Below are 10,321 nucleotides of genomic sequence, written 5' to 3' on the forward strand. Positions count from 1 at the left end.
GGCTCCAGCGGGCCCACCGCCCGCCGTGGGACGTCCACCGTGGACATCCGTGGGACATCCCAGGGCCGGGACCGGAGCGGGACAATGGGACGGGGAAGGGGACGCGGGCACGACGACGGTGACACGGCGACGGTGGCACAGGGGGAAGCGAGGCGGAAGCGCGCGGGAAGCGCGGCGGAGGAAGAAGGTCGGGAGAGGGCGGAGCATGGAGACGACCACGGTGTCCGTACACACCGGTGGGACGGAGTGTGTCCGTGATCTCACCGGGCACGCCCGTCGGTTCGTGGCCGGGCGCGGGGACGGGCTGCTGTCGGTGTTCGTTCCGCACGCGACCGCCGGAGTCGCCCTGCTCGAGCTCGGTTCGGGCAGCGACGCCGACCTGCTCGCCACGCTCGATGAACTGCTGCCGGCGGACGGCCGCTGGCGGCATGCCCACGGCTCGGCGGGTCACGGGCGCTCGCACGTCCTGCCGGCGCTGATCTCCCCGTCGCTGACCGTGCCGGTCCTCGACGGCCGCCTGCTCCTCGGAACATGGCAGTCGATCGCGCTCGTGGATCTCAACGTGGACAATCCTGAACGCACTGTTCGACTCTCGTTTCTGTCCGGATGAGCCGGTACGGGTGGCACCTTTGTCCACAACTACCGGCGTGGCACTTGCGCTGCCCCGGGGTGCTCCGGTGGACTAGGTCCACGGTGGTGCGCGCAGCAGGTGGATCGAACAACCGCCGTGCCGTACAGCCGGTGCTCACGGGCAGCGTGCCCGCGGGCAGCTGACACGAGTAGGAGGTTGTTGAGGGTGAGTCCGACCGCGGCGAACGCCGAGGGTCAGCGGCGTGCGGAACGTCTGGGCATTACGCCCGGGGTACTGGTTCAGTCGCTCAACGAAGACAACGACATCGCCTATGATCTTCTCGACGCCGTCACCTCGGCCAGCGGAACGGAACTCGTCCCGGAGGACTCCGACGATGTGGTCGATGTCGTACTGCTGTGGTGGCGGGACGACGACGGCGACCTTGTTGAGGCACTCATCGACGCGCGCCGCCAGTTGTCGGAGGTCGGTGTGATCTGGCTGTTGACGCCGAAGGCCGGCCGGGCCGGCCATGTGGAGCCCAGCGACGTGCTGGAGGCCGTGCCGGCCGTCGGCCTGGTGCAGACGAGCACCGTCAGCGTCGCCACCGAGTGGGCCGGCATGCGGCTTGCCGCTCCCAAGTCCCAACGGGTCCGACACCGCTAGCCGTCCGTCAGGGCGGCGGGCCCTCTCAACCGGGTGGCCGAGGGACGGGCTGCCAGTACCGCCTGCGCGCCGTGGGCATCCCTTGCCGGGCCCTGGCACCGGTGGTGACGACCACCAGCCAGACGGGCGAGGACCCGGGCCGATACCGGCGTCCCCGTCCGGCCTCGGCTGGGGGGCCACAAGCGCCGGGTTCCCGGGGACGGCCCCACCCAGCCGCGGACGGTGACCGGTTCGACCGGAAGGCCCGGCGGGGGCCTGCGAGTGATACCCGGCTTTCGGGCACCCGCGAGCGCCCCTGCCGGGCCGTCTCGCACGCGGCCGTACCGGCGGTGGGAACCCACCGCCGGAGGCCGACCGTCATCGAAGATCAACGAGAATGTGTCGTTGGATACACTCACCGGCCCGGAAAGCGTATCCGCCAACACACTCGCCCCGATCGTGTCCCGGGCGGGCAGGCGGGCAGGCGGGCAGGCGGGCGGCGTCCCCGCNNNNCCCCGCCGTGTGGACCGGCAGGCCAGGCAGACCGATCAGGTGTACGGACAGCTCAGGCGTACAGAGGGACCTGCTGCCCTTCCAGCGAGCCCGGGTAGCGGCCCCAGATTTTGTTGATCTCGTACTGGAGGTACAGCGGGCCTCCACCGACGAGCCAGAGGACGAAGGCGACACCGGCGCTCAGTTCGGGTAGACCGGCCGCTCGCTGGGCCTGGCGGGCACGGGTGCCCAGCCGCCACACGGCCACGAACGGTGGCACGATCAGGAACGCCCCGAACGTCACCGCGAGCACCGACAGGACCGGGTTGACGTCGATCCGCCGGTCGTAGGCGTTGAGCTCCTTGTTGGTCTTGTAGACCCACACGATGCCGTAGATGCCAAGGGTGATCAGAGGCAGGCCGAGCCAGGACGCGAAGGGATTGCGTCGTTTGCCGCGGATGCCCGCGCCCACGGGTTGTGGGTGGCCGCCGGGAACAAGGGCACCCGACGTGGGGTACCCGGCCCCGTATCCGGGCTGCTCCCCGTATCCGGGGTTGTTGTGGCGGTCCCCGGGCGGGGGCTGGCCGTACGGATTCGTACTGTGTGGCCCCGGCGGTTGCTGTCCGTATCCGTGTTGACCATACGGACCGAAATTCTGATCGGTCACCGTGCCCCCTGCGTTTTCGTGTGCCGTCGTCTGTACATCCCCCGCGGTTTCATACACCCCTGACGGATGCGCCGATCCGGGCCGATCGGAACAACACCGGCAGACCACCCGGCTGCCGCGCGAGGTGTCCGCTGTCGAAGGAAGCGGATACACCCATGTAACAGATGGGAGCTTGAAGCGGACGGGAGCGAGTGACGCAGGCGCATCCGGGTCGACGGGACGGGATGAATGTTACCGGCCGGGACATCTGGGCAGTAGTCCCCGGTCACGTCGGCGCCGCACGACTGATCGGAAACCGCGGGAGGTGACAGGAGGTCGGCAGGAGGTCGTGGGCGGTGGCACCCGGCACGGGCGGTCGCCGGCACGAGGGATCCTGATCCAGGGGCCGAACAGATGGCATGCTGGGAACGGGTGGCCAGCCGCCCCTTATCCGAATACACACCGTTACTGTCGAGAGGATGTGCCAGTGGCCGTCGACGTAGGCAGCATCGCCCCTGACTTCACCCTGCGTGATCAGAACAACGAGGAGGTCACACTCTCGGAGTTCCGCGGGCGGCGTAACGTCGTGCTCCTGTTCTACCCCCTGACCTTCACCGGTATCTGCCAGGGCGAGCTCTGCGCGGTTCGCGACGAGCTCTCGTCGTTCCAGAACGACGATGTGCAGGTCCTCGCGGTCTCGGTCGACTCGCCCTACGCCCACAAGGTGTGGGCGGAGCGCGAGGGATACGACTTCCCGCTGCTGGCGGACTTCTGGCCGCACGGCGAGGTGGCGCGCAGCTATGGCGTCTTCGAGGAGAGCAAAGGATTTGCCCTGCGGGCGACCTTCATCATCAACAAGGAGGGTGCCGTCCACTGGAAGATCGTGAACAGTCCCGGTGAGGCTCGGGACCACGCCGAATACCTCAAGGCGCTCGCCGCGCTGTAGGCTGCACCCGGTCTTTCCCGTCACATCAGGTTGCAGGATGCCGTGCTTTCGTTGTCACACCCGCCAGACCGACCCCACCCGGGGAGCCAGCCCGTGGCGGCGGGCGGTCGTGGCGGGGGAGCAGGTGCTGTTCTGCCCGCAGTGCCAGCAGACGGTCGGCTGGTCGCAGACCCTCGACCGCTGCGGCAGCTGCGGCTCGACACGCCTGGCCAAGGCTCTCGGCTCGATCTCGTGTCAGGACTGCGGCCGGGAGACCTCCCCGGCACCAGCCGGTTCTGATCTTCCGGTCCACGTTCCGGCGCCGCTGCCGGGAAGCGCGTCCGCACCGCCGGTGCCCGCGCCCCCCGAACTCAGCGCCGAGGTCGAAGCCGCCCTCGCGCGGATGCTGGGCAACAGCCTGAGGTGACCGGTGACGTGTGCCCGCTCGGCCCGTCCGACCGGCGGCAGGGCCAAGCGGGCACACGCGCGGGCCAGCGGCGCGCCCGGACAGCCGGCAACACCGGACAGTCGGCAACCCCGCGCCGGGCCCGGACGGACGTTCCCCGGCGTGGACAACGTCGACATCCGTGCCGGGCACCGGTTTCCGTGGCACCCATCCCCCACAGCCGTGCGCTGTTGCGTACGCTTACGAGCATCCCGGGCGCGTAGCTCAGCGGGAGAGCGCTCGCCTTACAAGCGAGTGGTCGCAGGTTCGATCCCTGCCGCGCCCACGGGCTGGCTTCGGCTGCTTGTCGATCTGCGATCGACTGCGCTACCAGCCGCGATGTCTGCCGGGGGGCCAAGCCCCCCGTGACCCCCCATGATCAACACCTCTGGGGGTTTTGTGGCTTTTGAGGGGTTGCCGCGCCGGCGGCGGGGGTGCGTTTCAGCGGGCCAGGCGGGTGATGAGCCGGTCTCCCCGGGCCAGGGCGCCGGGGAGTCCGCGGGAGATCCGGCCGACCAGGCGCTCACGGTTGCGGCCGTGGCGGGCGGCGAGCGGTGGGGCGGTGACAGCGGCGATGGCGGCGATGGCGGCGATGCCGGCCAGCGGGCGTCCATAGATGCTGATCTCGGCCACGCGTCCGGTCGGGTCCAGACGGAAGTGTTCGGCCAGGTCGATGTCGTGGCCGCCGATGCGCCCGCGGGCGCCGAACACGCACTCGTCGTCGCCGGTGAACACGAAGGTGCGTTCCCAGCTCTGGAAACCGGCGAGGACGTGAGACATGAGCGCGCCCACCTCTGCCCTGCCGGTGAACCGCACGGCGGTGACGGGCGAACTGAAGACGATGTCCTCGGCGTACAGGGCCATGAGCGCCGCGTGGTCACGAGATGTCATAGCTTGCGCGACCGCGTCGGCGGTCTGCCGTGGATCCATGTTCACAACACTCCCAGTAACTGGACACGGTGGTCGCTGGACAGGTCTCCTGGTCATCGACCGAGGATGATGACGAGTAGACCGGCCAGCGCGATGCTCTGCAGGGCGGCCCGGGTCCAGATGACGCTGTCCCAGCGTTGCTGGAGGGCTCGGGTGTCCGCCGGGACGGTGTGGTTGGCCGCGGCCGCGCGGAGCCGTCTGTTGATCGGTGCGCTGACGCGTACGTAGATCGCGAGCCAGGCCAGCAGCGCGGCCAGCGCTGTCGCGCCGCCGATGCGCGCGGGGTTGGTGTCGCTGGCCACGGTGGCGAGCGCCGCGGCGAGGACGGAGACCGCTCCGGGCACGGGCAGCCGGCGATCTCCGTACTCGTGGACCCGGCCGAGCAGGTCGGCCACGGAGGCGTCAGCGGCATCGACCGCGGCAGGGCGCAGTACGAGCGCGGAGAAGACGTCGGTGCCATAGATGATCGCGGCAGCCGCGACTGCGACGAGCGCGGCGGCGGTGGCCAGGCTGCTCACAACTGCCTCTTTCCAGTCGGTTCCGCTGCTGATCGGCCGCTGTGCCGAGGTGACGTGGGTGATGCGGGTGACGCCGGTGCGGGCAGGGCGCGGGTGAGGCAGTCGGTCAGCGCCTCCTCGAGCAGGGCGTGCAGCGCGGCGGAGTCGACGTCGACGCGGCCGACGACCAGCAGCGCGACCAGCCCGTGCGCCGTGGCCCACAGTTGCAGCACGTGCTGCTCGGGCTGCCGGTCGCCGGCGGCGGCGAGCAGCCCGGTCAGGACGTCGCCGACGGCCTGCCCCTCGACCCAGGTGTCGGCGGCGGGCATGCGCACGCCGCCCAGGCCGTACATGAGCTGGTACAGGTCGGGTTCGGTCAGGGCGAAGTCGAGGTAGGCGTGTGCGGCCCGTCGGATGGCCGCGACGTCTGTGCCGTCCGGGACGTCCGTGTCGGACGCCTCGGCGGCGGATTCGGCCGCCGGCCGTCGGCCTGCGGTGTCCATCGCGTCGCGCAGCCGGGCGAATCCGTCGCGGATGAGGGTGAGCAGGATGTCGTCACGGCCGGTGAAGTAGCGGTAGGAGAAGTTCGTGGAGTAGTCGATGCGCTCCGCCAGCCGCCGCATGGTCACCGTCTCCCAGCCCTCGCTCCGGGCCAGTTCCCGCGCGGCGGACAGGATCGCCTCGCGAGCGGCGGCGCGTTCCCGCTCTCGGCGCCGCCGCGCACGCGTCGGTGCCGGGCCGTTCTGGCCGTCCTGCGCGTCGATCGTCATCGGTTGTCGGCGTCTCCGGTCAGCTGCGCGAAGAACGCCTGCCCGTCGAGCTGGTCCCAGTGCTCCACGGCCATGCCGTCGACCACGCGCCAGATATCGATCGAATGCATCACCACCGCGCGCCCGGTCGGTGGCAGCCCCATGAAAGGGCCCTGGAACGTCGCCCGGTAGGTGAACCTGCCGGCGACCCGGTCCCTGTCGACGAGGACGTCGTCAAGGCTGACCTCGGTGTCCGGGAACGCGGCGAACCACTGCGTCCAGAACACCCGGTTCGCCTCGCGCCCGTCCTCGACGAACGGGTTGTGGTTGATGTAGTCCGCCGCGATGAAGCCGTCAACCGCGTCCGGATCGTGATCGTTCATCAGGTCGGCGAACGCGTGCGCGACCGTCCCGGGCCGCCGTTGTGTGCTGCTCGTGGTCATGGTTCCCCTCCGGTCGTCATGGTTACGCTGTAACCAGCGTGTACGCCGTAACCAGATCGGTCAAGAGTGAACGAGACAGGACGCGGGAAGCCTTACGGATCGCTGAGCGTGGCCGGTGTTGGGGTCATGGTGGCGACTGGATGACTCCGAGGCGTCATGTGTTACCGGAGAGCGTCGGTTCGCGGTCTGCGCCTCGTCGGACGGCGGGCTGGCGAATTCCGTCTGCTCAGGTTGTCTGCCAGGCGGTGATGAGTTCGGCTGGGCCGTAGATGGCGGTGAGGCCGGTGGCGGTGACTCCGCCACGGCTGACCGCGACGAGGGGGAGCGGCTCGTCGGTGAGCGCGGCCCGGTATTTCTGTAGCACCGCGAGGTCGTGGTGGTCGAACGCGGAGCGTTCCAACCATTTGATGGAGCCGAGGAAGTAGAGCTCCTTGGCGACCGGTTCCCGGTCGGCGGCGACGATATCGATCTGGATGGTGTTCGGCCGGTTCCAGTAGGAGCCGACGGCGGGGGCGGCGGGCAGCGTCTGGTCGGGCAGCAGGCGGGCGAGGGAGTCGCGCAGGAGCGGTTCGACCGCCCGGCCGCGCCAGGACGTCCACCCGTCGCGGATCCGGGCCAGGGTGAGGTCGCCGCGGCGGCGTTCGATCTCCGGCAGGTACGGGCCGATGAACCGTAGCCAGAACCGCAGGTAGGGGTCGGTGACCCGGTAGCGGCGTTCCTTCGAGCGAATGGTCCAGACAGGCAGTTCGGCTGCCACGATCCGTTTGCTGACGAGAAGTTCGAGCGAGCGGGTGAGACTGGTGTGCGCCATCACGCCGGCCGCACGGGCGATGTTGGTGAACGCGCTTTCTCCGCTGCCGATAGCGGACAGTACGTCTCGGGCGTTTGCCGAGCCGGGGAACTCGGCGGCGAGCGAGCGTTCGGCGGAGACGAGCAGCGCGGAGACGGGATTCGCCAGTTCGGCGGCGAGAAAGGACCACAGATCCCCACCCGCCGGCCAGGCCGCGCAGATCAGCGGCAGCCCGCCGGTCACCNNCAGCGGCAGCCCGCCGGTCACCAGCGCCGCGTCGAACGCCTCGGCCGGACCCAGTCGCAGCATCTGCCCGACTTCGGCGGGGTTGAGCGGGCCCAGCACCATCTCCTGCCCGCGCTGGTGGAACGGCCGCCCGTACGAGCCCAACGCCTCCATCATCGACAGGTCCGATCCGATCAGCACAAGCAGTACCGGCCGGCGGCTGAGCTCCCTGTCCCAGGCGCGTTGCAGCACCCCCTCGAACGCGTCGACGCGGTCCATCAGGTACGGCACCTCGTCGATCACCACGATGCTCGGGCGGTCGTCGGGGAGGAGCCCGGCCAGTTGCCGCAGGGCCGCGCTCCAGTTCCCGGGCACCGAGTCGGCGAATACCGTCCGTTCCGGCAGCGTGGACGCGGCGACCGCCTCCCGCAGCGCTTCCAGTTCGACGTCGGCGGACGCCCCGGCGGCGGTGAAGAACACCGCGGGAACATCGGCTCGGTCGACGAACTCCTCGACCAGACTTGACTTGCCGATCCGCCGCCGCCCACGGACGAGAAGGCACCTGCCCGGCCGCGACGATCCGACCTGCGCCTCCACCGCCCGCAGCAGCCCGTCCAGCGCGGCCAGCTCCCGCTCCCGCCCCACAAAATCGACCATGGCCACCGCCTGCCGGCTGGGATACTACCGCTGTTGATACTATCGACAGCGATACTATCGAACGCCGCCCTGTCCTGACCGTTACCTCTGGCCGGTCCCTCTCTGTGTGCCGGGCAGGGCTGTTTGTCTGCTGCTGGGACGGCCGGTGGCCAGGATCTCGATGAGATCACACAAAGTCATGATCTGTTGTGCTGAGTAGTGACGCTGGGGCCTGATCTGGGTGGGTGTTCATGTTGGGGTGACTGCGTCCGCCTTGGTATCTGGCCAGCAAGCTCTGTGTCGAGCAGGCGAGGGGCGTATGCATGCACAGACGATTATGATCAAGGATTTAGCACGCAGTTGACCATGGAGATAGCACATAGATCATCTGTAAAACAGCACGCCGGTGAATCGTGATCCAACGCGACTGTGTCGGCGTGGTCGGTGACGGCTGTGAGCTCGTCCGGTGGCTGTCTCCGCGCATCCTGGCCAAGGATGTCCGGAGGAGGCCGTCGCTGTGTCGATCAGAGTGGGCCGGGTGGTCGGCCTTGGGGTCGGGCCTGTTAGTTTCGGATTCGTCAGTTACGGTGGGACATTCGGTGGATCACTGAGCGCGGCCGGTGGTGGGGTGCCATGGCGGTGACTGGATGACTTCGACGCATCGGGTGCCACCGGAGATGTTCCGGTTCGCGACCGAGCAGAACGTCGACCTGTACACGGCGATCCTGCACGTCTTCGGTGAGGCGAACGAGCGGCTGGAGACCGCGCTGGGCCTCGACGGCATCTCGGACCGGCTGGCGTCCGTCGGGTTCTTCCGTGAGCTCGGTCCGGACGAGCTTGGCCGCGCGCTCGCGCAGCTGGGCAAATGGCGGCTGCTGGACGTCATCCAGAACCACGGCGCGGACTACACCACCGCCGCCGAGTACGAGCGCGGCAACCTGCAGTACTCGCTGACGCGACGTGGGGAGGCCGCGTTCGCGGGCGTCCAGCACGCGCTGGCGGTGCTCGCCTCGGCGGGCGCGTTGCAGACCGCCGTTCTGGACGCCATCGTGGACCGGCTGGACGCGCTGTACGCGCTGATGGCCGACGAGGCTTCGCCGAACCGCAGGATCTTCACGACGCTCAGTGAGCTTGAGGGTCATCTTGAGGCTCTCCGGGTGAACACCAAGCAGTTCAACGGTGAGCTGCAGCGGCTCCTGCGGGCCGAGAACGCCGATCTTGACACCTTCCACGAGGTCAAGCGGGCCACCGTCGCCTACCTGCAGGAGTTCGTCACCGACCTCGATCACCGGTCGCACGAGATCCGCGAGGCGATCCGGCGGGTGGAGTCCCGCGGTGTCGGCGCGTTACGCGGGCGCGCGCTGCTGGGCGCCGAGCTCTCGCCGATGGGCGGGGACGATCCGGCGCCGGCCTGGCTGGAGCACCGCCGGCTGCGCTGGGAGGGCCTGCGGCTGTGGTTCGACCCGGACGGCGGTGCGCGCCCGCGGGCGGAGCAGCTGCACACGGTGGCGCGGCGGGCGATCGTCGCCCTGCTCGCGGCCCTGGAACGCATCGGCGAGTCCCGGCGGCGGTCGTCGAGCGCGGCCCGCGACTTCCGCGTGCTCGCGCGCGCGTTCGCCGCCGCTCCCGCCGAGGACGACCTGCACCGGCTGTGGGGCGCGGCGTTCGGGCTGGCCCCGGCCCGCCACGCGCACCTGCGGCACGCCGACCCCGAACTGGTGCCGACCGGCGTGAGCTGGGCGGACGCCCCCTCGGTGGAGGTGTCGACGCTGCTGCGGCGCGCGGGCCGGGTGGAGCGCTTCTCCCGGACCGGCCGGGTCCGTGACGTCACGGCCGTCCGGCGTGCGCGCGAGGAGCGGGCGCGGCGGGAGCGCGCCGAACTGGAGGCCATCTGGCGGCGGCTGAGAACGGACGGGCCGATCCGCCTGTCCGCGGTGGCCGAGCTCGGCCATGAGGAGCTGTCATACCTGCTGGACCTGCTGGGGCATGCGCTCGACGGGCCGCTGGACAGCTCGGGCGCGCGGCGGGCCACGACGTCCGACGGGCGGGTCGAGATCGTCGCGCGGCCGACGGGTGACGGCAGGCTGGCGATGATCCGTACCCCGCGGGGTGTGCTGACCGCCCCGGACCACGTCGTCGAGATCATCCTCGTCGGCCAGCGCGCGCGTCCCAGCGAGGCCGCGCGGTGAGCTCGTCGGCGAACCAACACGTCCAGGACGAGCGCGTCGACGTCGCCCGGGGCATCCGGCTGCTGCTCGGCAGCCCGTTGCTGACGGCGGCCAGCAGCCCGGACGCGTTCGCGGTCGTGCGGCGGCGGCGCAAGCCGATCG

Annotated in this window: 11 protein-coding genes and 1 tRNA gene; 6 read left to right on the forward strand and 6 right to left on the reverse strand. The window is 70.0% G+C overall.

Annotated features, from left to right (window positions below):
- Positions 1 to 205 precede the first annotated feature (205 nt).
- Positions 206 to 610, forward strand: a complete 405-nt coding sequence (locus FrCorBMG51_RS09595; protein ID WP_047222739.1) for a YjbQ family protein — start codon at positions 206 to 208, stop codon at positions 608 to 610.
- 186 nt (positions 611 to 796) lie between these two features.
- Positions 797 to 1,234, forward strand: coding sequence for a DUF3052 domain-containing protein (locus FrCorBMG51_RS09600; protein WP_047222740.1), 438 nt, complete (start codon positions 797 to 799; stop codon positions 1,232 to 1,234).
- A gap of 544 nt (positions 1,235 to 1,778) precedes the next feature.
- On the opposite strand, the gene FrCorBMG51_RS26570 is transcribed toward FrCorBMG51_RS09600, so the two are convergent.
- Complete coding sequence (locus FrCorBMG51_RS26570) at positions 1,779 to 2,177, reverse strand: DUF4234 domain-containing protein (protein ID WP_047222741.1); 399 nt, start codon at positions 2,175 to 2,177, stop codon at positions 1,779 to 1,781.
- Between the two features lie 661 nt (positions 2,178 to 2,838).
- Here FrCorBMG51_RS26570 and FrCorBMG51_RS09610 point away from each other — a divergent pair.
- From FrCorBMG51_RS09610 to FrCorBMG51_RS09620, 3 genes are all read left to right on the forward strand, one after another.
- A complete protein-coding gene (locus FrCorBMG51_RS09610) occupies positions 2,839 to 3,297 on the forward strand; it encodes a peroxiredoxin (protein WP_047222742.1) in 459 nt (152 codons plus the stop codon).
- 37 nt (positions 3,298 to 3,334) lie between these two features.
- Positions 3,335 to 3,703: a hypothetical protein gene (locus FrCorBMG51_RS09615; protein ID WP_047222743.1), complete on the forward strand. Its 369-nt coding sequence runs from the start codon at positions 3,335 to 3,337 to the stop codon at positions 3,701 to 3,703.
- Positions 3,704 to 3,935: 232 nt separating this feature from the next.
- Positions 3,936 to 4,007: transfer RNA gene (locus tag FrCorBMG51_RS09620), tRNA-Val, on the forward strand.
- Between the two features lie 155 nt (positions 4,008 to 4,162).
- On the opposite strand, the gene FrCorBMG51_RS09625 is transcribed toward FrCorBMG51_RS09620, so the two are convergent.
- The 5 genes from FrCorBMG51_RS09625 to FrCorBMG51_RS09645 all read right to left on the reverse strand — a co-directional run bounded on the left by FrCorBMG51_RS09625 (position 4,163) and on the right by FrCorBMG51_RS09645 (position 8,012).
- Positions 4,163 to 4,651, reverse strand: a complete 489-nt coding sequence (locus FrCorBMG51_RS09625) for a nuclear transport factor 2 family protein (RefSeq protein ID WP_047222744.1) — start codon at positions 4,649 to 4,651, stop codon at positions 4,163 to 4,165.
- Positions 4,652 to 4,704: 53 nt separating this feature from the next.
- Positions 4,705 to 5,169: a DUF1772 domain-containing protein gene (locus FrCorBMG51_RS09630; RefSeq protein WP_047222745.1), complete on the reverse strand. Its 465-nt coding sequence runs from the start codon at positions 5,167 to 5,169 to the stop codon at positions 4,705 to 4,707.
- Positions 5,166 to 5,918: a TetR/AcrR family transcriptional regulator gene (locus FrCorBMG51_RS24965; protein WP_052914514.1), complete on the reverse strand. Its 753-nt coding sequence runs from the start codon at positions 5,916 to 5,918 to the stop codon at positions 5,166 to 5,168. Before FrCorBMG51_RS24965 ends, FrCorBMG51_RS09630 begins: the two co-directional genes overlap by 4 nt.
- A complete protein-coding gene (locus tag FrCorBMG51_RS09640) occupies positions 5,915 to 6,340 on the reverse strand; it encodes an ester cyclase (RefSeq protein WP_047222746.1) in 426 nt (141 codons plus the stop codon). The genes FrCorBMG51_RS24965 and FrCorBMG51_RS09640 overlap by 4 nt, the downstream gene beginning before the upstream one ends.
- A gap of 226 nt (positions 6,341 to 6,566) precedes the next feature.
- Complete coding sequence (locus tag FrCorBMG51_RS09645) at positions 6,567 to 8,012, reverse strand: ATP-binding protein (protein WP_047222747.1); 1,446 nt, start codon at positions 8,010 to 8,012, stop codon at positions 6,567 to 6,569.
- Between the two features lie 626 nt (positions 8,013 to 8,638).
- Between FrCorBMG51_RS09645 and FrCorBMG51_RS09650 the strand changes: the two genes are divergently transcribed.
- Positions 8,639 to 10,180, forward strand: a complete 1,542-nt coding sequence (locus FrCorBMG51_RS09650; RefSeq protein ID WP_047222748.1) for a TIGR02677 family protein — start codon at positions 8,639 to 8,641, stop codon at positions 10,178 to 10,180.
- The last annotated feature ends 141 nt before the right edge of the window (positions 10,181 to 10,321 follow it).

Origin of the sequence: Protofrankia coriariae (assembly GCF_001017755.1) — a bacterium.
Classification (GTDB): Bacteria; Actinomycetota; Actinomycetes; order Frankiales; family Frankiaceae; genus Protofrankia; species Protofrankia coriariae.

Excerpts from the sequence above, each read along its gene's own strand:
- FrCorBMG51_RS24965 (WP_052914514.1), bottom strand. The coding sequence starts at position 5,918 with ATGACGATCGACGCGCAGGACGGCCAGAACGGCCCGGCACCGACGCGT.
- FrCorBMG51_RS09595 (WP_047222739.1), top strand. The coding sequence starts at position 206 with ATGGAGACGACCACGGTGTCCGTACACACCGGTGGGACGGAGTGTGTC.
- FrCorBMG51_RS09650 (WP_047222748.1), top strand. The coding sequence starts at position 8,639 with ATGACTTCGACGCATCGGGTGCCACCGGAGATGTTCCGGTTCGCGACC.
- FrCorBMG51_RS09625 (WP_047222744.1), bottom strand. The coding sequence starts at position 4,651 with ATGGATCCACGGCAGACCGCCGACGCGGTCGCGCAAGCTATGACATCT.
- FrCorBMG51_RS09640 (WP_047222746.1), bottom strand. The coding sequence starts at position 6,340 with ATGACCACGAGCAGCACACAACGGCGGCCCGGGACGGTCGCGCACGCG.
- FrCorBMG51_RS09615 (WP_047222743.1), top strand. The coding sequence starts at position 3,335 with ATGCCGTGCTTTCGTTGTCACACCCGCCAGACCGACCCCACCCGGGGA.